21 protein-coding genes are annotated in these 23,752 nt (G+C 48.7%); 14 read left to right on the top strand and 7 right to left on the bottom strand.

Annotation, left to right across the window (positions count from 1 at the left end; genetic code table 11):
• Positions 1–108: 108 nt before the first annotated feature.
• On the top strand, positions 109–921 hold the full coding sequence (gene cysE / locus NV375_RS08495) for a serine O-acetyltransferase (protein WP_258807746.1): 813 nt from the start codon (positions 109–111) through the stop codon (positions 919–921).
• Positions 922–986: 65 nt separating this feature from the next.
• Here the strand turns inward: cysE and NV375_RS08490 are convergent, their stop codons facing one another.
• Positions 987–1,193, bottom strand: coding sequence for a cold-shock protein (locus tag NV375_RS08490; protein ID WP_126772172.1), 207 nt, complete (start codon positions 1,191–1,193; stop codon positions 987–989).
• A gap of 199 nt (positions 1,194–1,392) precedes the next feature.
• Positions 1,393–1,941: a hydrolase gene (locus NV375_RS08485; protein WP_258807745.1), complete on the bottom strand. Its 549-nt coding sequence runs from the start codon at positions 1,939–1,941 to the stop codon at positions 1,393–1,395.
• 108 nt (positions 1,942–2,049) lie between these two features.
• On the opposite strand from NV375_RS08485, the gene NV375_RS08480 reads away from it, so the two are divergent.
• From NV375_RS08480 to NV375_RS08465, 4 genes are all read left to right on the top strand, one after another.
• Positions 2,050–3,093 (top strand): GGDEF domain-containing protein, encoded by a 1,044-nt coding sequence (locus NV375_RS08480; protein ID WP_258807744.1) that lies wholly within the window; start codon positions 2,050–2,052, stop codon positions 3,091–3,093.
• Positions 3,094–3,154: 61 nt separating this feature from the next.
• On the top strand, positions 3,155–4,168 hold the full coding sequence (locus NV375_RS08475; protein WP_258807743.1) for a GGDEF domain-containing protein: 1,014 nt from the start codon (positions 3,155–3,157) through the stop codon (positions 4,166–4,168).
• A 57-nt stretch (positions 4,169–4,225) separates the two neighbouring features.
• The gene (gene purE / locus NV375_RS08470; protein WP_258807742.1) at positions 4,226–4,720 is read left to right on the top strand and encodes a 5-(carboxyamino)imidazole ribonucleotide mutase; all 495 of its coding nucleotides are present in this window, start codon (positions 4,226–4,228) and stop codon (positions 4,718–4,720) included.
• On the top strand, positions 4,717–5,802 hold the full coding sequence (locus NV375_RS08465; RefSeq protein WP_258807741.1) for an ATP-grasp domain-containing protein: 1,086 nt from the start codon (positions 4,717–4,719) through the stop codon (positions 5,800–5,802). The genes purE and NV375_RS08465 overlap by 4 nt, the downstream gene beginning before the upstream one ends.
• On the opposite strand, the gene NV375_RS08460 is transcribed toward NV375_RS08465, so the two are convergent.
• Both NV375_RS08460 and NV375_RS08455 read right to left on the bottom strand, forming a co-directional pair.
• Positions 5,785–6,441 carry an alpha/beta hydrolase gene (locus NV375_RS08460; protein ID WP_258807740.1) on the bottom strand — a complete coding sequence of 219 codons (657 nt, stop codon included), beginning with the start codon at positions 6,439–6,441 and terminating at the stop codon, positions 5,785–5,787. The two genes, NV375_RS08465 and NV375_RS08460, sit on opposite strands and share 18 nt — an antisense overlap.
• A gap of 3 nt (positions 6,442–6,444) precedes the next feature.
• Entirely contained in the window at positions 6,445–7,041 is a 597-nt protein-coding gene (locus tag NV375_RS08455; RefSeq protein WP_258807739.1) for a DUF502 domain-containing protein, read from the bottom strand.
• A 51-nt stretch (positions 7,042–7,092) separates the two neighbouring features.
• On the opposite strand from NV375_RS08455, the gene NV375_RS08450 reads away from it, so the two are divergent.
• From NV375_RS08450 to NV375_RS08425, 6 genes are all read left to right on the top strand, one after another.
• The gene (locus NV375_RS08450; protein ID WP_258807738.1) at positions 7,093–7,653 is read left to right on the top strand and encodes a glutathione S-transferase family protein; all 561 of its coding nucleotides are present in this window, start codon (positions 7,093–7,095) and stop codon (positions 7,651–7,653) included.
• 36 nt (positions 7,654–7,689) lie between these two features.
• On the top strand, positions 7,690–9,855 hold the full coding sequence (locus NV375_RS08445; RefSeq protein WP_258807737.1) for a prolyl oligopeptidase family protein: 2,166 nt from the start codon (positions 7,690–7,692) through the stop codon (positions 9,853–9,855).
• Positions 9,856–10,034: 179 nt separating this feature from the next.
• Entirely contained in the window at positions 10,035–13,139 is a 3,105-nt protein-coding gene (locus tag NV375_RS08440; RefSeq protein ID WP_258807736.1) for an efflux RND transporter permease subunit, read from the top strand.
• On the top strand, positions 13,126–14,211 hold the full coding sequence (locus NV375_RS08435; protein ID WP_258807734.1) for an efflux RND transporter periplasmic adaptor subunit: 1,086 nt from the start codon (positions 13,126–13,128) through the stop codon (positions 14,209–14,211). Before NV375_RS08440 ends, NV375_RS08435 begins: the two co-directional genes overlap by 14 nt.
• Positions 14,212–14,213: 2 nt before the next feature.
• Positions 14,214–14,540, top strand: coding sequence for a hypothetical protein (locus tag NV375_RS08430; protein ID WP_258807733.1), 327 nt, complete (start codon positions 14,214–14,216; stop codon positions 14,538–14,540).
• A gap of 117 nt (positions 14,541–14,657) precedes the next feature.
• Positions 14,658–14,996 carry an amidohydrolase family protein gene (locus tag NV375_RS08425; protein ID WP_258807732.1) on the top strand — a complete coding sequence of 113 codons (339 nt, stop codon included), beginning with the start codon at positions 14,658–14,660 and terminating at the stop codon, positions 14,994–14,996.
• Here NV375_RS08425 and NV375_RS08420 read toward each other — a convergent pair.
• Positions 14,993–16,510, bottom strand: coding sequence for a tetratricopeptide repeat protein (locus tag NV375_RS08420; protein ID WP_258807730.1), 1,518 nt, complete (start codon positions 16,508–16,510; stop codon positions 14,993–14,995). The genes NV375_RS08425 and NV375_RS08420 overlap by 4 nt on opposite strands.
• A 53-nt stretch (positions 16,511–16,563) precedes the next feature.
• Entirely contained in the window at positions 16,564–18,702 is a 2,139-nt protein-coding gene (locus tag NV375_RS08415) for a diguanylate cyclase domain-containing protein (RefSeq protein WP_258807729.1), read from the bottom strand.
• Positions 18,703–18,933: 231 nt separating this feature from the next.
• On the opposite strand from NV375_RS08415, the gene NV375_RS08410 reads away from it, so the two are divergent.
• A complete protein-coding gene (locus NV375_RS08410) occupies positions 18,934–21,093 on the top strand; it encodes a S9 family peptidase (RefSeq protein ID WP_258807728.1) in 2,160 nt (719 codons plus the stop codon).
• Position 21,094: 1 nt separating this feature from the next.
• Here the strand turns inward: NV375_RS08410 and NV375_RS08405 are convergent, their stop codons facing one another.
• Entirely contained in the window at positions 21,095–21,811 is a 717-nt protein-coding gene (locus NV375_RS08405; RefSeq protein ID WP_258807726.1) for a YebC/PmpR family DNA-binding transcriptional regulator, read from the bottom strand.
• 127 nt (positions 21,812–21,938) lie between these two features.
• Here NV375_RS08405 and NV375_RS08400 point away from each other — a divergent pair, with 127 nt between their 5' ends.
• Positions 21,939–22,814: an MBL fold metallo-hydrolase gene (locus tag NV375_RS08400; RefSeq protein ID WP_258807725.1), complete on the top strand. Its 876-nt coding sequence runs from the start codon at positions 21,939–21,941 to the stop codon at positions 22,812–22,814.
• Between the two features lie 6 nt (positions 22,815–22,820).
• Positions 22,821–23,747 (top strand): YeiH family protein, encoded by a 927-nt coding sequence (locus NV375_RS08395; protein ID WP_258807723.1) that lies wholly within the window; start codon positions 22,821–22,823, stop codon positions 23,745–23,747.
• The last annotated feature ends 5 nt before the right edge of the window (positions 23,748–23,752 follow it).

Genomic DNA, 23,752 nt, shown 5'->3' with positions numbered 1-23,752 from the left:
GATGGCAAGCCAAGTGCCTTGTAAATACCGCAGAAATCAGCACGGTTAACGCAAGGGGGCGGAAATTGGTATACTTACACCCAAGTACCAGCTTAGGATTAGAGCCTTATGTTTCAACGCATCCGCGAAGATATTCAAAGCGTTTACGCCCGCGACCCTGCGGCGCGCAATTGGTTTGAGGTGTTAACCACGTATCCAGGGCTACATGCCATCTGGTGGCACCGTTTGAGCCACAAGCTTTGGAGTTGGCGTTGTTATTGGTTAGCACGATTTACATCAACGCTAGCTCGCTGGCTAACGGGAGTCGAAATTCATCCTGGCGCACGGATTGGCCGCCGCTTTTTTATCGACCACGGTATGGGCGTGGTGATCGGCGAAACCGCCGAAATCGGTGATGATGTCACGATTTATCATGGGGTAACCTTGGGGGGTACCAGCTGGAACCAAGGTAAACGTCACCCAACCCTGAAGGACGGTGTCGTCATAGGTGCTGGGGCCAAAGTTCTTGGCCCAGTTACGATTGGACAAACCGCGCGGATTGGCTCAAATGCAGTTGTCGTCAAAGATGTACCTGACGAGACAACCGTGGTGGGAATCCCCGCGCGTGTCGCTCATACAACCGTCAGCAAAGAGGTTAATGACCGTCGTGCGGCGATGGCTAAGCAATATGGTTTTGATGCCTATGCGATTTCGCCTGATAATCCCGATCCAGTGGCGACGGCGATCGGCCGCATGTTGGATCATGTGCACTTACTTGATCAGAAAGTGGCGGATTTGTGCTGCGCTGTGAACCAGCTGGGCGGTAATGTTTGTGAGGAAATTCCAGAGGTGGAGATGGACGATATGGATTTTCTTTCAGCCGAGCAAGAAGCTGCTGAGCGACGTAAACAAGAACCCGAGTCAGAAAGGGAAAAGCCATAAAAAAAGCCGCTCAATGAGCGGCTTCTTCAAATTCGTTTCGCTAAATGCGTTGCAAAAGCAACGTCTTACATAGGTACTACGTTTTCAGCTTGTGGACCTTTAGGGCCTTGAGCAATGGTAAACTGTACAGTTTGACCTTCAGCTAAGGTTTTGAAACCTTCAGACTGGATAGCGCTGAAATGTACGAATACGTCTGCGCCTTGCTCTTGCTCGATGAAACCGAAACCTTTAGCTTCGTTAAAGAATTTTACTTTACCAGTTACAGTAGACATGCTGAATATTCCTCGTAATGCATGTGAAAATCTAGGGTCTTGCTAATAAAAATACGTGTATTACTTGGGACTTACAAAACGAGGTACAGCAATAGACTTCGTAACAGGCCACAATTAGACAGCCGAATTTTTCTAGCGGCGTTCAGTATACGCTCAATAAAGCCCCTGTCAAATGAAGTTTTTTAGCAAGATCTAAAGCTTAGCCGCGAATCCAATTTTTAGTGATGTGTCGGAAGGTGTCGTTGCCACTGCGATGTAGCCATTCATATGCGGCCATTTCAGAAGTAATCATTTCAATGCCGTGCTGGCGCATACGCTGTAAACCAACTTGTTTGTCAGACTCACGCCGTGAGCCGACAGCGTCTTCTACCACATAAACCGAATAGCCAGCAGCTTTCATATCAATGGCCGTCTGTAAAATACAGACGTGCGTTTCCATACCCATCAAAATAATCTGGCGCTTTTCGGACTGCTTTACGGCATCAACAAATGCGGGCTCTTGCCATGCGCTGAAATGCATTTTTTCTATCACGCGAGAATTTTCAATGACCGCTGCTAAATCGTCTACACTTATTCCTAAGCCTTTGGGGTATTGCTCGGTCACCAACAGGGAAACCGAAAGTTCGTTAGCAATTTCGCCCAACCAGCGCATACGACCTATGAGTTGGTCACGTTGATGAATAACAGGCGCAAGTTTTTCTTGTACGTCGACAATAACAATAAGGCTGTCGGTGGCGTCGAGTAGCATAGGTATAACCTCACAAATACTTGTGCAAAAGAGAATAGCATTGTGCCGTATTCAGCTTGCTATTCCTAGAACTTGGCGATAGCTTTGAGACAAAGGATTGGGAAACTCATGCAGCGGACAGTCAAGACAAACCACGCATCTGCAGATGAGCTGTTGCAGAAGTTCAAGATTAAAGTGACCGGCAATATTATTTGGGCGGGTGGTATCACCGAGCTCCTGCTGTCGATCGCGCAATTCTTGTTAGGGAACACCATGCAAGCGTTGATTATCTTGGTGGCGGGCGTTTTCTTTACCGCCATGGCGTGGCTCTACCAAGGTCGTCGTATTCCGCTCCCCGTTCGCATTGCTTTTGTTGCGCTGCTAACTGTTATTAGCGTCATGTCGATCCATTTAAATGGACATATTGGCGTCTATTGGACTTATCCTTTATTGGTTGCGTGCTTTTTTGTTTTCAGCGGTGCGGCAGGTATTCTTTCGGCGTTATTGCTGACCATCATTTTTTCAACGACTGCGATGTTAACGATGCCGGTGGACGATGGTTGGCGAATCGCCGCAACGCTCATCATTATCTGCGTTTTGGGTTCGGTGTTTGTGGTGCTCTTAGCAGAACTGCAGAAGCTATTGCGACAGATGGTGGTGACCGATACCTTGACTGGTCTACAAAACCGTCATTTGGTGACACAAGTGTTAGAAAAGTCAATCTATAGCCATTCGCGCTATGCAAGGCCAGCAAGCATCATCATGGCCGATCTTGATCATTTTAAACAACTTAACGACCAACACGGGCACTTATTTGGCGATCAAATTCTCAAGCAAGTGGCAGAACGCTTGCATACCGTCTTGCGCAAAGAAGATCAGCTGTTTCGTGTTGGTGGCGAAGAGTTTTTGATTGTCTTGCCAGCGACCAAGTTAACCGAAGCGATGCTTGTTGCCGAGAAGTTGCGAGCGTTGATCGCGGATAGTGCGTTTAATGGAAAAACTGCGACCGTGGCTGTAACCCTCTCACTGGGCGTTGCTGAGCTTGTTACTGGGCAGTCATGGGTGGATTGGCTAAATGCTGCAGATACTGCTTTACTTGAAGCCAAACGTAAGGGCAGAAATCAAGTGCGCAAAGCAAGTAACGCAGCCCGTGAAGCAAGTCTTGAAACCTAGCTAGGCAAACTGCGACAAAGCAGTTAAAGTTAACAATATTAAAACGAATACGGACATAATTATGACGCCAGTAACGACAACCAGTCCTTCTGCTACTTTCGATTTGTGGCAACATTTTCGCTTGCTTGCCATGCGTACCATTTACTTTGGTTCAGGTTTGGTGATTGCTGGCACAGCATTTTATTCGTTGCTTGATGGTGGATTGGCGGCAGCCGCAGCGCTGTTCTGTGTTGCGGTGGGCTTCATTTTGATTGGCTACTTGTACCGCCACGAACTAGCACCACAATGGATCAATTTCTTGGTGATTTGTTGTCTCGGTACGCTTGTTAGTGTGTCGATGAAGTCGGCAGGCATTATGGGGGTGTATTGGATGTACCCCATTTTGGCGATGGTCTTTTTTATGTTCGATAAGACCATATTTGTACTGGTGATCATGCTTATTTATGCCCTTTTTGCCGCGGTGATTTACCAAGTATTGCCGTTTGATTATGCATGGCGTGTGGCGATTTCGATGCTGGTATTGATCGGTGTCGGTGCTGCTTTCTTGATTATGATGAGCAGTATGCAGAAAAAATTATTTTCGGCGGCGGCAACCGACTCGTTAACGGGGTGTATTAAGCGCGAGTATCTGAGCGATATGGTGCAGCAAGCCATCAATAAAGCGCAACGTTCAAAGCAACCGGTGTCATTACTGCAAATCGATATGGATTCGTTTCAAAGCGTCAACGACCGCTACGGTTATTTGTTCGGCGATAAAGTGCTCGAAGAAGCAGCGCGCCGAATTCGCGGAGCAGCTCGGCAGCACGACAGTGTGATTCGTAGCAGCGGCGCTGAGTTTGTTGTATTAATGCCGAACACTGCACGTAAGCAAGCAGCTGATGTTGCCACAGATATTTTGGATCGAATCCGGCATGACCCTTTCACGGTGAAGTCGCTTACGGTTACAGTAACCGCCAGCGGTGGCCTAGCTGAACTCAAGCAAGGGCAGCAGTGGGGTGAGTGGATGGAAGCAGCAGATTCTGCGCTGTATCAAGCGAAAAGTCAGGGCCGCAACCGGCTAAAAGTCGCACAATAAATTTGCACCGAGCGGCGTGCCTAGCTACAATTCGCTCCTTTCAAAAAGGAGCAGCTCATGGCACCCGTTCTTATTCTAATGGGCTCACAGTCAGACTGGCCCGTCATGCAACATGCCGCACAGATGCTGAAAGACCTTGGTGTCGAGTGGCGCGCTGAAGTTGTGTCTGCACACCGCACCCCTGATTTACTTAAATCTTCGATGGTACAAGCTGAGCAAGATGGTGTTCCGGTGGTTATTGCTGGCGCTGGTGGCGCCGCTCATCTACCTGGAATGCTTGCGGCCTACACGGCTATCCCTGTGCTAGGTGTGCCGGTGCCAAGTAAGCAGCTCAAAGGGCTTGATAGCTTGTTATCGATTGTGCAAATGCCCAAAGGTGTAGCTGTTGGCACTTTGGCGATTGGTCAAGCTGGCGCAGCGAACGCTGGTTTGTTGGCGGCACAAATTGTTGGCACCCAAGACGTCAAAATACGCGACAATGTAAATGCATTCCGTAAAGCTCAAAAAGAAAAAGTCATGAACGGTCCAAAACTGGAGTTACCTGACGCATGAAGGTCTTGTTTGTCGGTGACGGTCAATTAGGTCAAATGCTCGGCGCTAGCGGTATTAGCCACGGCCATGAGTGTCTGCTGTATAGTACGCGTAGCCAAGAAGTTAAGCCGCTGTCGGCACATGTGTCGCTGCCGTGGAGTTTAGCTGATGCTATTGATTGGGCTGATGTGGTGAGCTGGGAGCACGAGGCTATCCCCGCGGACGTTATTGCTGCTGCGCACGACAAATTTTTGATGGACCCAGCCCGCATCAAGAGCTTGACCGATCGTCGGGCCGAAAAGAAGTTATTTGATGATTGCCGCGTCGGTACATCACCTTGGCAGAGCTATGGCACTGTCAGTGAACTCGAAAAATTACTGACTAAGGCCGAACAGCCGCTCGTTTTGAAAGCGGCTCGTGGCGGCTATGATGGCAAGGGCCAGTGGCGCTTCAAGCCTGGTGATGATGTGTCAGCATTAGCTGCCGAAGCAGGGAAAGAGCCAGGTATCGCCGAACACATGATTCCATTCCATAAAGAAGTTTCATTGGTTGGCGCGCGCGGTAAAGACGGTAGTGTCTGCTGTTATCCCTTAATCACCAATGTCCACACCCAAGGTATTCTGAGCTATAGCTTAGGCGGCATCGACGATGTACCGGATATGTTGCAACAGCAAGCCGAAGAAGCCTTCCATCGCCTTACGACCGCATTAAATTACGTGGGTGTGTTTGCGATTGAGTTTTTTGTCGTGGGTGAAGGTAAAGACGCTGCGCTACTTATCAATGAAGTGGCGCCGCGGGTACACAACTCGGGGCATTGGACCATGAGTGGGGCGAACTGCAGTCAGTTCGATTTGCATATGCGCGCGCTGACGGGCATGCCGTTTCCAGAACTGCACATCGAACCGACGCTTATGCTTAACGTTATCGGCGCGCAACAGATTCCGGTCGGACTATGGCACCATCAAGACGCGCAGTGCCACTGGTACAACAAAGAACCTCGACCCGGGCGCAAAGTAGGGCACGTGAATATTCGTACCGCAAACTTTGCGACGGCAAAAAAGTGGGTCAAGCAATGGCGTGAGCGTTTACAGGTGCTTGCTTAACCACTTATTGATCGCATCAATTTGCTCAGCGCAAACCTGATGCTGCATCGGAAAACTTTGATAATCCGCTTGGTAACCCTGCTCGGTGAGCCATTGATAAGCATGTTTGCCGAGTGCTTCGGGTACGACTGGATCTTGACTGCCGTGTTGCATCAAAATAGGTAACTCGCGATTCACAGGGTTGAGCTTGATACTTTCGTGGGTTGCCAAGTAGGTTGATAATGCCATCAAGCCGCCCAACTTTTCATGATGGGTCAATGCGGTCTCATAGGCCACCGCGCCGCCTTGTGAAAATCCCGCCAAAATAATGTGTTCGGCAGCGATGCCACGCTCTTGCTCGCGTTGAATTAAGTCCCGAACTGCCGAAGCAGAAGCGCGTAGCTGTGTAGCATCAACTTTTCTCGCAATCGACATTTCTAAAATGTCGTACCACGCGGGCATGCGCATACCACCATTGATCGTGACCGGTAGTTGCGGGGCGTGTGGAAAGACAAAGCGAATGTGAGCACCTGTCGGCGCTTGAATGTGCGGTACAATGGGGGCGAAGTCATTACCGTCGGCACCAAGCCCGTGCAGCCAGATAATACTGCGGTTGGCGGTTTCATTCGGCTCAATTTCGACACACGGCAAATAGGCCATTTACTACTCCTTGGCTTGTTTTTTCCCCAACCCTGCACTGATGGTTAACTGCAATGCATCGGCGGGACTCATATCAATAGCTTCAATACAGCTACGCGGCACCATGACCATGTAGCCGCCGACATTGTAACTCATTGGTAAGAACACCGCGACGTGGTCGTCTTCAAGAAATTGTGCCAAACGGTCATCATCATCGCTTTTTTTGGTAATGATGCCGATCAGTCTTAAATCACCTCCAGGAAGCGTGACCAATACCACCGACTCATCGGCGAAATTTTTGCCGGACATCATTTCAATAACGTCGTTGATAGTGCCGTAAACGGTGTTAAGTAACGGCATTTTGTTCATTAACTTACCCGGCAACTCCCAAAGGTTGTTGATAAAAGCCCAGCGCGCACTAAAGCCAATAAGAAAGGCAATACCTAGAAAGCTAATAAAGGCTAAACCAGGGAAGTAAAACGTTTCGCCGAGCACAGCAACCCAAATGGGCCGCAGCCACGTTTCTATCGTAACGAGTAACCAACGTACGACCGCAATCGTGACGATAATAGGTAGCAGAACCGCTAGACCTTTAAGTAAATACTGTATGGCTTTTTTCATTATGCTACTCTCTTGTGAGTTTGTTCTAGCTTAGCTTTTTCAGGACCCAACATGAAACTATTTGGCAGCTATACCTCACCATTTGTGCGTCATTGTCGAATTGTATTGGCGCTTAATGAGCAAAAATTTGAACTAGTACCTACGGACTACGCCCAAAGCGCGCAAAATTCGCCAGCCAAACGCGTACCCTTCTTTACTCATCATGGGCTAAAATTGCACGATTCGTCGTCTATTTTACGTTATCTTCGCACTTTAGCGGGGCAGGGTTTTTGCGACGACATTGAAGATTTTGATTTGTATTGCTTGGTCAACACGGCACTCGATACCACCATTAACTTATTTTTACTCGATCGTGACGGTGTGGCTATCGAAGATATAGGCTACTTGCAGCGTCAGCAATCTCGTGTGATTGCTATTTTAGATGAATTAAATGATCGTGATTGGCCGGCCGCAGACCCGGAAAATGATGCCCACTTACGCTTAGCGTGCTTTTTGAGTTGGGCGCAATTCCGCGAGCGCTTGGACATCCACCAATGGCCGAACTTACAAGCGTTTTTAGCAAGCGTGAACCAACAACCATGGTTTGCAAATACGCACCCAGCATTAAGTTAAATGACATAAGTTAAAACAATAACGAAGGAAGATCTCATGCGATTTATGATCACCCTAGCGAGCGTAGCAGTCCTAGCTGCATGCTCGCCGCAACAAGAAACGAGTACCCCAGAAGTGGCTGAAAAAACAACAACGGTAAATACCCAGATTACCTACCCAACAACGTTCCGCGGTAATGTGACCGACGAATACTTTGGCACTGTTGTGGCAGACCCGTACCGTTGGCTTGAAGATGACCGTAGTGAAGAAACGGAAGAGTGGGTTAAAAAGCAAAATGAAGTGACGTTTGATTACTTGGAACAGATCCCATATCGCCAAGAAATTGAAGAACGTTTAACGGCCATGTGGAATTATGAAAAGATTAGTGCGCCGTTTAAAGAAGGTAACTACACCTATTTTTATAAGAATGATGGTCTGCAAAACCAAAGTGTTTTGTATCGCACCGATGCTGAGGGTAATACTGAAGTTTTCTTAGATCCAAACACCTTTAGTGAAGATGGCACCACATCATTGGCGAGCATTAGCTTCTCGAAAGATGGCTCGATTGCCGCATACTCTATTTCTGAAGGCGGTAGCGATTGGCGAAAAATCATCATTATCGATGCGGAAACCAAGGAACAGCTTGAACCAGCATTAGTAGATGTGAAGTTTAGCGGTATTTCATGGTTTGGTAACGATGGCTTTTACTATTCGAGCTATGACAAGCCAGAAGGTAGTGAACTGTCAGCAAAAACTGATCAGCATAAGCTGTATTACCACAAGCTAGGTACTGAACAAGCGAATGATCCGGTCATATTCGGTGGTACGGAAGCCGAGAAACATCGCTATGTACAAGGTTTTGTATCGGAAGATGATAACTATCTTTATATTTCAGCAGCCATTTCGACATCAGGAAACAAGCTATTCCTGAAGGACTTGAGCTCATCCGATAGTGAACTCGTGGCAGTACAAGGGCATACCGACGCTGATACGTTTCCATTAGATAACAAAGGTTCGACTTTGTACTTAGTAACCGACCTCGATGCTCCGAATAAGCGCGTGGTCACTGTTGATGCGAGTAACCCAAGCCCAGAAAACTGGCAGGACTTTATTGCTGAAACGGATAATGTGTTAAGTGCTGGCACTGGTGCAGGCTATATCTTCGCTGAGTATATGGTCGATGCTATCTCGAAAGTCGAGCAGTACGACTACGACGGCAATAAAGTTCGTGACGTCGAACTGCCGGGTGTTGGTAGCGTTGGTGGTTTAGGCGGCAAGGCTGATGCCGAAGAACTTTACTACACGTTTACTAACTACAACACGCCAAGCACAATTTATAAGTTTGCGCCAGAAACCGGTGAATCTGCGGTTTACGAGAAATCGAAAGCAGACTTTGACAGCGATGCTTATGTGTCAAAGCAGGTATTCTATACTTCTAAAGACGGCACCGAAGTACCGATGATCATTACCCATAAAAAAGGTCTTGAGTTAAATGGTACAACGCCAACGATTCTATATGGTTATGGTGGCTTTAACGTGAGTTTGACGCCATCGTTTAGCATTACCAATGCGCTGTGGTTAGAAATGGGCGGTGTTTACGCCGTCGCAAACCTTCGTGGTGGCGGCGAATACGGTAAAGCTTGGCACGATGCCGGCACAAAAATGCAAAAGCAGAACGTGTTCGATGACTTTATCGCTGCAGGTGAGTACCTGATCGAGCAAGGTTATACGTCACGTGAGCGATTAGCGGTACGCGGCGGCTCAAATGGTGGACTATTGGTCGGTGCGGTAATGACGCAGCGCCCTGATTTGATGCAAGTCGCTCTGCCAGCCGTTGGCGTTTTGGATATGTTGCGCTATCACACCTTTACTGCTGGCGCTGGCTGGGCCTATGACTACGGTACCGCCGAAGACAGCAAAGAAATGTTCGAGTACTTGTATGGTTATTCGCCGGTACACAACGTTGAGCAGGGTGAAAACTATCCAGCAACTTTAATCACCACAGGCGACCACGACGACCGTGTGGTTCCGGCTCACTCATTTAAGTTTGCGGCTGAGTTACAAGCCAAAAACACCGGACCTAACCCGCAGCTGATTCGCATTGAAACGAATGCCGGTCACGGTGCAGGTACTCCGGTCTCGAAAACCATTGAACAATATGCTGATATCTACGGTTTCACCTTGTACAACATGGGTGTAAAAGACCTAGCAGAGCTTAAATAAGCCTGCGTGGTTTTGGGATGAATGCAACGAAGGCCTCCATAAGGAGGCCTTTTTTCTATGTAAAACAGCAGTTTAATATTTCTTAAGAACCATTCAGCTAGCCTTCAAGAGCTTTAAGAAAAACTTGACCATAGTGTTACCCATCACCAGCCCCTTGTGGTTGGCACGGGAGGAAAACTATGAGTCTTTTTCGTTTAAGTCATTACAACCCAGTTGCTACGGCCATTGCCTTTTTGATCGTTACGCTTATTGGCTTTGCCAGTGTGAGCCAAATGCCAGTGCAACTGACACCGAATTTAAATCGTCCGCAAATTGCAATTCTTAATAGCTGGCGCGCTGCAGCACCGGCAGAACTCGAAAGCGAGATAGTCGAGCCCCAAGAAGAACTTCTGATGGGTTTAAGCGGTGTTGAGCGCCTCTATTCATCAGTGCGCTCGGGCTTTAGCATTACCATTATGGAGTTTGCGCTGGGTACTGACATGCAGCAAACCTTCATTGATGTCGTTAATGCGCTGAACCAGGCTCCACCACGGCCACGTGAAGCTGCCGAGCCTCAAGTAATGCTGGGTGGCTTGGAAGAAAGTATTGCGACCCTTCTGATCACCAAAACCGGTGAGCAGCAAGACTCTGACTTCACTGACTATCAGGACCTTATCGAGGCGAATGTGAAGCCGGTCTTGCAACGCATTGAAGGTGTCGCACGTGTAAACTTGAATAGTAGCGTGGGTCACCAGCTAAAAATTGAAATCGATCCCTACAGAATGGCGGCTTTGGGCGTACAAATCAGTACAGTGACCAATGCCATTCAGCGTTCGGCAAATATGTCGGGAGGTTTCGCTGAAGTGGGGCGTCGTGAATATACGGTGCGTTACAACGGCCAATATACCGCAGAAAACTACGGCAATATGATAGTGGCTTATAACAACGGCCGACCGGTGTATTTGAAAGAAATTGCCAAGGTTCGTAATGGTTTTGCTGATGCACGTAGCTTTGCTTACCGCAGCGGGCAACCGGCATTTTATATCACACTTAACGGCACCAATGACGCTAATACCGTGGCCGTGGTTGAGGAGCTCAAAGCAGCAATTAAGGATCTGAACGAAAAAGTATTGGTGAACAAGGGCTTAGAAATTGAGCTAAGTTTTGATCCGTCAGTCCACATCAAGCGTGCAATTGATTTGGTACAGAGTAGCTTGGGAATCGGTATTATTTTGGTCCTAGGCCTGTTGTATTGGATGATTCGAGGCTTTCGTGCGACTTTGCTCATAGCAACAACGATTCCGGTCAGTCTTGCTGCGGCGTTACTGGCGATGGCGTTGCTGGGACGCACCATAAACATCATATCGCTAGCCGGTTTGGCGTTCGCTGTTGGATTAGTGCTCGATGCCGCAATCGTCGTGCAGGAAAACTTCCTTCGCTTGCGTCATCAAGGCTTGTCAGTGTTTGACGCGGCAGTGAAGAGCGCCAGCCAAGTTGCACCGGCTTTATTCGCCTCGACCGCGACCACAGTTGCGATTTTCATTCCTGTGCTCTTCATGCAAGGCATGGCGGGTCAGCTCTTCTTCGATTTAGCTATCACCATGTCCGTAGCGGTGGTGATGTCGATGCTTACGGCTATGTTCTTGGTTCCGGTTTTAGCAACTAAGGTCTTAAAAAATCAGGACGAGGACAAAGAACCTTTAGCGCTTTGGACCCAACTGGCTAACTTATATGCGCGTCTGACTCGCACGCCCAAACGTGCGGTCGCATGGTGTTTAGGATTGTTAGTCGCTTCTGCCGTGACGTTGTTGTTGTTATTACCACGTCCGGATTTCTTGCCGGAAGCGAAGTGGGAAGGCATTTTTGTGGCGATGATGACGCCTCCTGGAGCGAATTATTCGGTGATTGAAGATGAGATCGCTACCACCATTATGCGTCGCCTCGAACCTCACCTGACGGGCGAGAAGCTGCCTAAAGTAAAAGATTATAATCTATCAGCCAGTGCTGGCGGCAATGTGTTGTTTGTTTACCCAGAGGATCCGACCGCAGCGCCGGAAATGATCAAGGTTTTGAATACCGAGATACTGGCGAACTTACCTGAAACTTTGGCTTATGCGCAGCAGGCTTCGTTGCTCAATGTGAGTGTGGGCAGTAGCAACCGTGCGATACGTTTGAATTTCAATGGTGCCCTTGATGATGCTTCACGTTTGGTCATTGAGCGCACCATCGGACGACTGCAAGATCGCTTGCCTAACACCGTGGTTCAGCCGGTGCCGTCGATTTACGATGCCAAGCCAGAGCTGCAAGTGACGCCTCGCGATCATCAGCTTGCGCAAGCGGGTGTCGACCGTACGACAGTTGCACAAAATATTCGTGCTTACACAAACGGCTTGTGGGTTGGTGAAATGTTTGATGGTTTTAACCGTCGCGACATTATCGTTGAAGCGCAGCCTTGGAAAACGCCTGAGGCGCTAGAGGCAACGCCAATTTACACACCCGAAGCGGGCGTGCAAACGGTCGGCCAACTTGCCTCAATTGAGCGCGTAACTGGACCTGTGCGCATTCAGCGATTAAATGGCAATCGTACACTGACGCTGCTTATTCGTTTGCCTGCCACTATCACCATTGATGAAGCGGTGGAAGTCACCCAAACCGTTATGGCAGAAGTCGAGTCAGAGCTGAGCCCTGGTGTGTTTATGACCTTATCGGGCGGCGCCGATGACTTAGCCGATACAATTAAAAGTATGGCGGACAACTTTATCTACGCAGTGTTTATTTTATTCCTAATTATGACTGCGTTGTTCCGCTCGGCAAAAGACAGCTTGTTAGTACTTACTACTGTTCCAATCGCTATAGCTGGTGGTGTTTTTGGATTGCAGTTCTTGAACATCTTCACCTTCCAAGCGCTTGACCTATTGACCATGATTGGCTTTGTTATCTTGCTCGGCCTTATGGTCAACAATGCCATCTTGCTCATCGATCAAACGCGCAACGCGCAGCGTGAGGGCATGGCTATTCAAGCAGCTATTCATTACGCGATTGCCTCTCGAGTACGTCCAGTTTATATGAGTTCACTGACTTCTGTGGTTGGCATGTTGCCACTTGTAGTGGTGCCTGGCGTCGGTAGTGAGATTTATCGAGGTCTCGCTACGGTGATTGTGGGCGGGATGCTGGTCAGTACGTTGTTTATGTTGATTTATATTCCTGCAGCTTTGCGGGTTATCGAAGCATTGAAGTCGCAAATGAAAGGTCTGCGCATGCTTCCGCGTTCGAATAAAGAGGAGAACGATAATGTTTATGAATAATCGTTTAGTAAACGCTGCGATTGCGGCTGTTATGTTGACCCTTTCATCATCAGCTGTTGCACAAGGGGAAGCAATTGTTTCGGTGGTTCCTGTGCAGCAACAAGTCATTAGCCCCACGGCCATGGTGAGTGGCCAGGTCTATAGCCGCAATTCGAGTGAACTGAGTGCTGGCGTTGCTGGTAAGTTAATGTGGATTGCGGAACCTGGAACCCAAGTGGAAAAAGGTGCGGTGATTGCGACGATTGATTCGCGTGCCTATCGTTTGAAGGTGCGCCAGTTGGAGGCGCAAATCAAGCGCAAAAGCATCGAAATTCAGCGCGCTGAACGTGACCTAGAGCGCCTTAATGGCTTGTACGAGCAACAGGCAGTTTCGGCGCGTGAAATAGATAACCTGAATGCCGATATTGCCTTGTTAGAATCCGATCAGGAGCTCTTACAACTGCAACTTGAGCAAGCACAGGATGATTTGAACAAGACCACAGTTCGAGCGCCATTCTCTGGTGTTGTGACGGAGCGTCTACAGCGGACCGGTGAAGATGTGGTCGCAACTGCGCCATTATTGGGCTTGGTGGATGTTGACCATTTGGAAATTCGTTTTCATGGCCCGCTAGCCTATAGTGATTTTGCCCGTCAAGCAGACCGTATTGACGTTTATTTTTCGGGTGGTGATGCGCGGATGCCTATGCATACAGTAATTCCCGTAAGCGATAGCCGCTCACAGACCTTCACCGGTGTCATTGCGATCCCGGTTGAGATGCAGGGTAAACTTCGTGTTGGCGAGTTGGTGACCGTTGCGGTGCCTGCTTCGGTGCCAGCTGAGCACTTTGTCGTGCCACGCGATGCCTTGGTGATTGGTAAAGGTAAAACCAGCGTTTATGTGGTCGGCAAAGAAAACAAAGCTGAAGAAGTGAACGTCTCTATTGAAGGCGGCTCAGGTGACTACGTAAATGTGGTGGGAAATCTGCAGAATGGGCAACGGGTTGTTGTACGTGGCGCTGACATGCTACGCAGCGGCCAGTTGGTAAAGGTTCTGAGCGCTAAGGAATTTCCGTTGACCACCTTGGGAGGGTAACTATGCGACTCTGGATCATCGCGGTTATTAGCACGACGCTTTATACCAATGCTTATTGGTGGACGGGGGAGGGTTTTGACTATGGCGAGCGTTTTGTTGCCGACGGAATGTTTGTGGCGGCCAGCGAGCAAGTCGACGCAACTGTCGACTTAAAGGGGCAGTATGTGCTGCCGCCGCTCGCGGACGCGCACAATCATAATTTGCAAAACCCTTATCTCGTCGAAAACTTTGCCCAACGTTATGTCGACCAAGGTGTCTTGTACGGCGCTATGCTTTGCGGAAGCCCGAGTAGCGCCAAACAAACCCGTGAGCTGTTGGCGGCGATTTAAGCAAGCTCATTCTGGTCCATCATGAAGATGACTCGCGGCGCAACAATGAGGCTTACTTTGGGCTTAATGGCCTGATGGCCGAAGTTTTCTCGCCACTTGTAGAGGAGCTTCATAAAAATGGCCAAACAGTCGTTGTTCACACCGAATCAGCTGCTGACTTTGCACTTGCTGCGACACGCTGGGGTAACCTTATTGAGCGGCTCTGACCTATTTATGGGCAGTGTTGTCGACGAACTTTTGTATTTACAAAAAGCCGATTTCACCCCGGAAGAGTTATTAATCATGTCGACGTTCACAACACCTAAGGTGTTATTCCCGCAACGTAACATTGGCCGCTTAGATGAGGGCTATGAAGCCAGTTTCGTTAGCTTTGATCGCAATCCAATGAATGATTTAGAGTACTTACGTAGTCCTGCCTATGTGGTCAAACAGGGGCGCCAGTTACAGACGCCTTAGTGCGGAATTTGTGCAAGTAGCGCTTGAAATTCTGGCAATTGCCTTAGTGGGTCAAAGTGCGGATCTTCATGCACGAGTAACGTTTGCGGTTGTTTCTCGCGGATAGCACGGCTCAAATGGAACAGCGCCTGCTCTGTTTCGCCGGCGACAATTGCATAGCGGGCCCACGATAGCGGTGGAATGTATTGCCCTAGGTTATCTTCGTTGCGTTCGGCTAGCAGTTGTGCAAAAACCGCCTGCAAGCCTCCCGTTTCGGCGATGCGCTCATAGTCGTTGATGCGCGCATCGGAATAATTTCGCTCGCGCATAAGGACTTTCAAGTTGTCCATCGCCATGTCATCGTTTTCGGTAATAACACCGATACGGTGCAATATTGAGTTATGCAAGACGGTTGGCGCTTCAGAGTTCATAAGCCGTTGTGTTTCGGCGATGGCTTTGTCGTAATCGCCCTGAAACATGTAAACCAACGACAAATTGATGTACCGAAAGAAATCTGGATTCTTCTTGCGAAGTTGTCGCAGCAGGTCTTTTGCTTCGGCGATTTTTCCGCGTGTAATCAGGAACTCGGAAAAGCCGAGATACAGTCCAGGATCATTTGGCATGGCTTCGATAGCGCGAGAATAAAATTGTTCGGCGGCGTCCAGATCCCACCCGGCTAAGAAAGCTACTTTAGCTTTTAACTCAAGCGCATGCCCATTATCTGGTTTCTGTGTCAGGGCAATCGTGGTGATGGTATTAAGTTCTTCGGTATAGAGCTCTAAATCGCGGTAACCATTAAGCCCACTCATCTCGAACTTCGCTTCAGCAATACCAATGTGTGCTGGCGTAAAGTTCGGATGCTTCTTTAACAGATTGCGATAAATTCCAATCGCTTGACGATAGTCGTCGGCGCTAACTTCATGGTAGACCGTACTGTTGATGACAGCTTGCGCACGCGCAAAGTTAGCTTTCTCTTGCTCACTAAGGCCGCGGGTGTCGATAGTATTCTGGGTGAGATTCTTGGGTGTTTGTGCTTCTGCTTCGTTTACACTCGGTTTATAGAGACTGTAACCTAGAAGCACCACGGCAACGCTGGTTAGTGCCGCGATACCAATGGCGTATGCTTTGCGCCGCTGTTGTCGTCTTTGGCCACGTGGGGGAATTTGCGGAGCATGGGTGACAGTCTCGGTTGAGTCAAGCGTGGATGTCTCAGGTAGCCAGCAGTAACCGACGCCTGGAATGGTTTTGATGAATTGCGGTTCGCCTCGACTGTCTTGCAAAAGCTTGCGGAGTTTGGAAACTGCCACCGAAAGGCTATCTTCGTTAACGACCCTACCAGCCCAAACGGCCTCTAATAAGCTTTCTTTGGTGAGCGGTTGTTGTGGGTGACGGCAAAAGTGTTCAAGCAAAGAAGCCACGCGATGTTCGAGGCTTGTCTCGCCATCGGGCCCTTTGAGTAGGGCATGCATGGGGTCGAATACAAAGTTGTTAAATTGATAGTGGTGCACGGTTTTGTCGCTGGTGTTTCCATTCACAAGTTAACTAAGACTAGCGAGTCTTATTTGCAATGTAAACGCAGGAATTGTGATCAAGTATTTTGGCGTGGGCCATGTAACGTAATCGCAGAAACTAGGTTCTGCTCAATGGCCTTAGCAAGGTCGGTATCGAGCACTTGGTGCGCTTGGGCAAACGGCACGTTTAGACTAACGATTCCCCATGCTTGGTTGCGTCCGTGAACCTTGCCTGCGTAGAGTGCCTTGTCGACGAGCTGCAGTGTAGCTTCCCAGTCCATCTCGGCCTGATTAAGATCAGCAAAGGGATAACTAATAAAACCTGCGGTGGCGGTCACTGGCAGCGCTTCTTTCTCAGTTTTTATCGGTTTACCGGCAATTGCTTTTAGCATCCGCAGCACAAATCGCGGTAAAGCGTCTTTGTCAGTATTCTTTAAGTAAATAAGAAACTCTTCGCCACCCCAACGAATAACTTTGTCGTTATCACGGCAAACGTCTAGCAGCCGTTGTGCAACCGCGCGGATAACTTCGTCACCGGCACTATGACCGTGGTGATCGTTGATGCGTTTAAAGTAGTCGATATCAAGCAACACCATCGCATCATTGCTCGGTTGTTGTTCGCGTTCCTGACGTAGCAGTTCTTGTTGCATGGCACGGCGGTTTAACAGGCCGGTTAACGGATCGCGTAACGATTGATCAGCCAGTTGGGCGTTGGCTTGTTTCAGTGCCTGATTCGATCGATGTGCGGCGCGATAAAGATAGAAGGCTAATGCCGTCAGTAAGAGTGCGACAACAACGCCCAAGATCAAAATAACTTGCTGTTGTCGCTCGTTCTCCAGCAACTGATCGCTAAGTTCTTTTTGGCGTTGGAGTAATTCGATTTGCTGAGCTTTATCTTTCGAGTCATACAAATTCTGTAGCTCGGTGACATTCTTTTGCAGTTCAGTATTGAAAACACTTTCACGAAGTTGACGTTGTTCAGTCAAAATGGCATTTGCCTGTTGATGACGGCCCGCTATAGTTAGTGCTTCAGCATATTCGCCGAGCAACATTTCAAGTTCACTGTCGCTCCATTTGCCGCGTGCTTTTTCGACGACATCGCGCATTGCCCTTAAGCCTTTTTCGTACTGGCCTAGATGGACGTCGATAAAGCCTAAGTTAAAGCGAATCAACTCTTCATTGATAACGTCATTATTTTCTACGGCTAATGTGAGCGCTTCTTGCAGTACTTGAATACCGGCTTCGAAGCGCTTGGTTCGGATTGCCAAATCCCCCAGATTATTAAGTACCGAGGCTTGCATGTAACCCCAGTCGGGGTCGTTTTTGATGTCGCGCTCGAGCTGACTGTAAATATCGAAGGCTTGGTCATATAAACCCTGCTCGGTTGCGGTCACTGCACGTAAAAAAGTGATCTCGGGGCCATACATGGCCTCAAGTCCAGCCTCGTTCATAATCGCTTCAGCGGAGTCAATTTGCTCAAGAGCTTGATCGTAGAACTTCTGTTTATTGTATATTTCTGCAATACGTAGCTTGAGGAAGATGCGGCGAATCGGAGTTCGCTCATCATCCGTCTCATTCACCGCCGTTGACGCCGCAATCAGGTGTTCCAGCGCGCGCTCGGTATTATTTTTCTCTAAGTAGATACTACCAATAAGGTTGTTGGCGAAGTAACGCACGCGTGGTAATTGCGCTCGCTCTAGGTGAACCGTGGCAGTGTTAATAAGGATATAGGCCTCGGTCAGCTTACCCTCGATATTTTTAATCAATATTCGGGTTGCAGCAACTTCAGCTTGCGCGTCAGGTAAACCTGAGTCGCGCGCAATTATCTCGGTTTCATCAATGACCTCGTAGGCCTTGTCAATCTGATCAAGGTAGGCAAATGATAGCGCTATGTAAGATAGTAAGCGAACACGACTCATTGGCGCGGTGTCACTATCAAGATTTTGCCGCAGTACTTGCATTTGCTCGAGCATGGCTTGCTCCGAGTCGGCTTCGATTAACAGCCGATCGAGCTCAGCTTCAAGGTTTGCATCGAGTTGTGGTGGTGAAACTTCATCAGTACTGGCGCTAGCCAACGGAATTTGCGTCTGCGCATGCGCAAAAGTGCCGCCCCAAAAGAGCAGCAGCGCAATTATTAGGGTGCTATAACCCTTTAAATAGGCTATAACGTTTTGCTTACGGGGCGTGTTCAACAACAAAAAGACTTCCAAGTTCAAAATTCGGTCACACCATAGCGTTCTGGTCGGACGAGTTCAATAAATAAGCGACTAACGACATTTATGAGCGTTGACCTGTTCCGATGTTTTAATCATGTTAACCTACCGCATCTTTACATTGATGTCGATGTCAACGAGTAGGAATAAACGGCATTTTAGTTCATTCTATAACCAATACATCGAGTTAACTAAGAAAAAGTCCAGAAAAATAATGATAAAGAGAGCTAGATCATGTTAATTGAATCATTCAAAACACCAAAAACGTGGTTGTTGGCGACAGCGTTGACTGCATTGGTTGCCTGTCAGCCGAATACGTCGCCCGCCGAAAGTGCGCAGGAAAGTGCTGCACCCGTAGCAAAACGCGAGCCTTACACAGTGGTGTCGCCGCAAGGTGAACGTGTTGATCACTACTATTGGTTACGTGATGATGAGCGCAAAGACCCAGAAGTATTGGGTTATCTGAACGCAGAAAATGACTATTACGATGCCTATCGTGCTAGCTATCAGCCGCTGACAGATGAACTTGAACAAGAAATCATCGGGCGGGTAAAGCAGGACGACAGCACGGTGCCTTATCAACGCGGTGACTACCTGTACCAAACTGAGTATGAGGCTGGCAAAGAATATCCCATTCACTCGCGTACGCATGTTGAATCTGGCGAAAAGCAAATTATCGTTGACGTTAATGTGTTAGCCGAGGGTGAGTCTTTTATGCAGGTTTCGAATCTGCAAGTGAGCCCAGATCAAAATAAAGTCGCTTATGTGGTTGATAATGTAGGTCGTCGTCAATACGAGCTACACGTCAAGGACTTAACCACCAACGAAGTGACTGAGACAGGCATTGCTGGCATCTCGGCCGCGATCGCATGGGCGAAAGACAACGAAACACTCTTCGTAATTGAAAATGACCCGCAAACCTTGCTGTCGAAGCGTGTGGTGAAGTACCAACTGGGACAGCCTCTCGACACTGCAGAAGTTGTTTATGAAGAGCAAGACGATACCTTCTATATGTGGGTGAGTAATAGCTCGGATGACGAGTATGTGATGATTCAGCTTGATGCCACGGTTTCTGATGAAGTTCATGTGCTCGACGCGGATACGCCAAACGGTGATTTCCAAGTGTTGGCGCCGCGCGAACGCGACTTCAAATATTCAGCAGACCACATTGATGGGCGTTGGATCATTCTGACCGATTACCAAGCACCTAACTTTCAGGTGATGGAGGTTGCACATGCAGATATCGGCGATAAGAGTAAGTGGCAGCCGCTCGTCGCACATGATGACGCGGTCTTTATTCACGGCTTTGAGTTATTTGCGAACTACCTCGTGCTCAACGAGCGTCGCGAAGGCTTGCGACAAATTCGTGTGGTGCCATGGGCGAATCCTGAGCAAAGCTATGTCGTGAACGCCGATGAAGCAAGCTATGTGATGACCTTCGAAACCAACGTTGAGCAAAACACCGAAGTGTTGCGTTATAACTACACGTCGTTGGTCACGCCAACGGTTACCTACGCAATGAATATGGCGACGCAAGAGCGGGAAGTGTTGAAAGCCACTGAAGTACCAAACTACGACGCCAGCAACTATGCGACCGCACGCACTTGGGCAACTGCTGATGATGGCACTCAAGTACCAGTGTCATTGTTGTACAAGAAAGACTTCAAACAAGACGGTACCGCACCGTTGTATCAGTATGCGTACGGCTCTTATGGCTCGACTTCTGAGCCGTGGTTCCGCTCGTCAGTGTTCTCGCTGGTTGATCGCGGTTTTGTCTATGCAATTGCCCATATTCGCGGTGGCCAAGAAATGGGCCGTCATTGGTATGAAGACGGCAAGTTAGAAAACAAAAAGAACACTTTTACCGATTACATTGATGTGACTGAACATTTGGTGGCGGAAAAATATGCCCATCCGGACAAAGTGTTTGGCATGGGGGGTAGTGCTGGTGGCCTACTTATGGGCGCAGTCGCCAATTTGGCGCCAGAGCAGTATCGCGGCTTAGTGGCTCATGTGCCGTTTGTCGATGTCGTAACGACCATGTTGGATGAGAGTATTCCTTTGACGACCAACGAGTTTGACGAGTGGGGTAATCCGAAGAACCAGCCGTACTATGATTACATGTTGTCGTACTCACCGTATGATCAAGTTAGTGCGCAAGACTACCCAGCCATGCTGGTGACGACCGGTTTACATGATTCGCAAGTGCAGTATTTTGAGCCAGCGAAGTGGGTGGCAAAATTACGTCATTACAAGACGGATAACAATCCGTTGATGATGAAAACCAATATGGAAGCAGGTCACGGCGGTGCTTCAGGACGCTTTGCGCGCCTGAAGGAAACCGCCGAAGAGTATGCGTTTATTTTGGACTTACTCGAAAATCCAGAGGAGTAAATCAGTATTGAGCGTTGTGATAGATGTTTTGTACATCATCACAATCGTTCAGCATGTCGAGGAATTTTTCCATCATGGCGACATCGTCACCGGCGATGTCGGTCATCACTTGCGGTAAATACTGAATTTCGTCGACTTCAAACTCGAGGTCGGCGAACGCTTCTTGCAAAGCAGTTTTGGCCTTGTGCCACTCCGTATGTGGGGCAAACACGGTGATGTGGCCATCTTCTGCTTCAATATCGGTGACATCAACATCCGCCATCATGAGCGCTTCAAGCACGGCATCCTCGTCTTCACCGGCAAACTTCAAAATAGCGCAGTGATCGAACATGTGAGCGACACTTCCTGGCGCACCAATTTTTGACTTGGTTTTAGTGAAACAGTTACGTACTTCGCCATAGGTTCGTGCGTTATTGTCGGTCAGGCATTCCACCATGACCATGCAGTTACCCGGGCCAAACCCTTCATAAACCGCTGGCGCATAATCTTCACCAGCACCACCTTTCGCTTTGTCGATCGCTTTTTCGATAACGTGCGCGGGTACCTGGTCCTTTTTCGCTCGTTCGATCAGGCTGCGCAGTTGCAGGTTAGATTCAGGCTCGAAGCCGCCTTGCTTAGCGACAACATAAATTTCTCGTCCATATTTACTATAAACTTTACTTTTAGCCGCCGCGGTCTTCGCGATCGACTCCTTGCGGTTTTGAAAGGCGCGACCCATAGTGAACTCTCACTGCTGTTATTGGAAAGGCGCAATTTTATACGCACAATGCAATGTGATCCAGTTTAACTCTTGCCGCGGATGACGTATTTTAGCTGTAGCTGATGTATTTGAAGGAGAGGTAACCATGGCCAACACAAGTCAAGCGCAGGTGAAAGCGTTTCTAGATGATGACAGCGAAACCTTTAGCTATGTGGTGTGGGATGCAAGTTCACAAGCGGCTGTCATTATCGATCCCGTACTCGATTTCGACTATAAATCTGGACGAACAGCAACGACCGGAGCGCAACGTTTGGTTGATTTTGTGCGGGCGAATGACCTAAAGCTTGAATGGATACTCGAAACCCATGCACATGCCGATCATTTGTCTGCCGCGCCTTTTATCAAGCGTGAGCTTGGTGGGCGTATTGGGATTGGTGAGCATATTCAAGATGTACAGAAAATCTTTAAAGATGTCTTTGACCTCGAAAAGGAGTTCTTGCCAAATGGTGCCCAGTTTGATCACCTGTTCAGTGATGGCGAAAGCTTTACTGTGGGTACGATGACTTTCGAAGTCATGCATACCCCGGGCCATACACCAGCCGATATTGCGTACATTATTGACGGTGAAAAAGCGTTCGTCGGTGATACGTTGTTTATGCCTGACGTGGGTACAGCGCGTTGCGACTTTCCTGGCGGCAGCGCTGCTACTTTATTTCGTTCGATTAAAAAGCTGCTGGCACTACCCGCAACCACCGAAATTTACATCTGCCATGATTATCCGCCGGAGGGACGCGAACATGAATGTCGGACGACAGTTGCGGCCCAACGCGAGCATAGTAAACACGTACATGATGGTGTCACCGAGGAGGAGTTTGTGCGCATGCGTGAAGAGCGTGATGCCACGTTGGAAATGCCGCGGCTGATTCTGCCATCCATTCAAGTCAACATACGTGCGGGCGAAATGCCTCCCGCCGATGACGAGGGTAAAGTGTATTTAAAATTACCCATCAACCAGTTGTAAGCCCAAATGATCGCATGGATTGGTGTTGGACTGGTTGCGCTGCTTGCGCTTGGTGGTTTGATCGCATCGCCACTCGCGCTGGTTATTGGCTTTTTGCTGGCGGGGTTTGGCTGGGTACCACGGCATTTTAATCCGGCTCAGCGGGCAAAGCAGTTACTGGCCATTGCGATCGTGTTACTGGGGTTTGGTATTCAGCTTGATACGGCGCTAGCAGTGACCGGCGACGCGCTTGGCTTAATAGTGGTTTCAATTGTCCTCACGTTAGTGCTGGCGCTACTCGTGGGGAAGGCATTAAAGCTCGAGCTAAGCACCGCTCACTTGATTGGTTCTGGCACGGCTATTTGCGGTGGAAGTGCGATAGCAGCCGTTGGGCCAGCCATCCGCGCGCGCAGTGAGCAAATGGCTTTGGCTCTCGCGGTGGTTTTTATTCTGAACTCTCTGGCTCTACTGGTGTTTCCGCTGGTAGGCCACTATTTCGAGCTGGATCAATACACCTTTGGTCTTTGGGCGGCCGTGGCGATTCATGATACGTCTTCGGTGGTCGGGGCGGCGCAAGCTTATGGTGATGAAGCCTTGTTGGTTGCGACTACCGCAAAACTGGCACGCGCGTTATGGATTGTGCCGCTGGTTATCCTCTCGGCACTGGTGTCGGCACGTTACAGTGACAAGCAAGGACAGTCGGCGTGGGTGTTGCCATGGTTTATTTTTGGCTTTCTCGGCGCAACTTGTATCGCAACGTTTTTACCTAGTGGGGAGGCCGTGTATGCTTGGTTATTCTTGGCGGGGAAACGGCTTCTCGTTTTCTGTTTGTTCCTGGTTGGGTTAAGCTTAACTGTAAAAAGAATTCGAGCAGCCGGCTTCAAACCATTGTTATTAGCTAGCATTTTGTGGATAGTGGTAGCTATTGGAAGCTTAGCTTGGCTGTTAAAGTAATAACC

The organism is Pseudidiomarina sp. CB1, from assembly GCF_024752025.1.
Lineage (GTDB): Bacteria > Pseudomonadota > Gammaproteobacteria > Enterobacterales > Alteromonadaceae > Pseudidiomarina.
This window is presented reverse-complemented; position numbering and strand designations above follow the sequence as displayed.

What these genes read in the sequence shown, in the direction of transcription:
- cysE (WP_258807746.1), top strand. Translation starts at nt 109, where the DNA reads ATGTTTCAACGCATCCGCGAAGATATTCAAAGCGTTTACGCCCGCGAC.
- NV375_RS08490 (WP_126772172.1), bottom strand. Translation starts at nt 1,193, where the DNA reads ATGTCTACTGTAACTGGTAAAGTAAAATTCTTTAACGAAGCTAAAGGT.
- NV375_RS08485 (WP_258807745.1), bottom strand. Translation starts at nt 1,941, where the DNA reads ATGCTACTCGACGCCACCGACAGCCTTATTGTTATTGTCGACGTACAA.
- NV375_RS08480 (WP_258807744.1), top strand. Translation starts at nt 2,050, where the DNA reads ATGCAGCGGACAGTCAAGACAAACCACGCATCTGCAGATGAGCTGTTG.
- NV375_RS08475 (WP_258807743.1), top strand. Translation starts at nt 3,155, where the DNA reads ATGACGCCAGTAACGACAACCAGTCCTTCTGCTACTTTCGATTTGTGG.
- purE (WP_258807742.1), top strand. Translation starts at nt 4,226, where the DNA reads ATGGCACCCGTTCTTATTCTAATGGGCTCACAGTCAGACTGGCCCGTC.
- NV375_RS08465 (WP_258807741.1), top strand. Translation starts at nt 4,717, where the DNA reads ATGAAGGTCTTGTTTGTCGGTGACGGTCAATTAGGTCAAATGCTCGGC.
- NV375_RS08460 (WP_258807740.1), bottom strand. Translation starts at nt 6,441, where the DNA reads ATGGCCTATTTGCCGTGTGTCGAAATTGAGCCGAATGAAACCGCCAAC.
- NV375_RS08455 (WP_258807739.1), bottom strand. Translation starts at nt 7,041, where the DNA reads ATGAAAAAAGCCATACAGTATTTACTTAAAGGTCTAGCGGTTCTGCTA.
- NV375_RS08450 (WP_258807738.1), top strand. Translation starts at nt 7,093, where the DNA reads ATGAAACTATTTGGCAGCTATACCTCACCATTTGTGCGTCATTGTCGA.
- NV375_RS08445 (WP_258807737.1), top strand. Translation starts at nt 7,690, where the DNA reads ATGCGATTTATGATCACCCTAGCGAGCGTAGCAGTCCTAGCTGCATGC.
- NV375_RS08440 (WP_258807736.1), top strand. Translation starts at nt 10,035, where the DNA reads ATGAGTCTTTTTCGTTTAAGTCATTACAACCCAGTTGCTACGGCCATT.
- NV375_RS08435 (WP_258807734.1), top strand. Translation starts at nt 13,126, where the DNA reads ATGTTTATGAATAATCGTTTAGTAAACGCTGCGATTGCGGCTGTTATG.
- NV375_RS08430 (WP_258807733.1), top strand. Translation starts at nt 14,214, where the DNA reads ATGCGACTCTGGATCATCGCGGTTATTAGCACGACGCTTTATACCAAT.
- NV375_RS08425 (WP_258807732.1), top strand. Translation starts at nt 14,658, where the DNA reads ATGGCCAAACAGTCGTTGTTCACACCGAATCAGCTGCTGACTTTGCAC.
- NV375_RS08410 (WP_258807728.1), top strand. Translation starts at nt 18,934, where the DNA reads ATGTTAATTGAATCATTCAAAACACCAAAAACGTGGTTGTTGGCGACA.
- NV375_RS08405 (WP_258807726.1), bottom strand. Translation starts at nt 21,811, where the DNA reads ATGGGTCGCGCCTTTCAAAACCGCAAGGAGTCGATCGCGAAGACCGCG.
- NV375_RS08400 (WP_258807725.1), top strand. Translation starts at nt 21,939, where the DNA reads ATGGCCAACACAAGTCAAGCGCAGGTGAAAGCGTTTCTAGATGATGAC.
- NV375_RS08395 (WP_258807723.1), top strand. Translation starts at nt 22,821, where the DNA reads ATGATCGCATGGATTGGTGTTGGACTGGTTGCGCTGCTTGCGCTTGGT.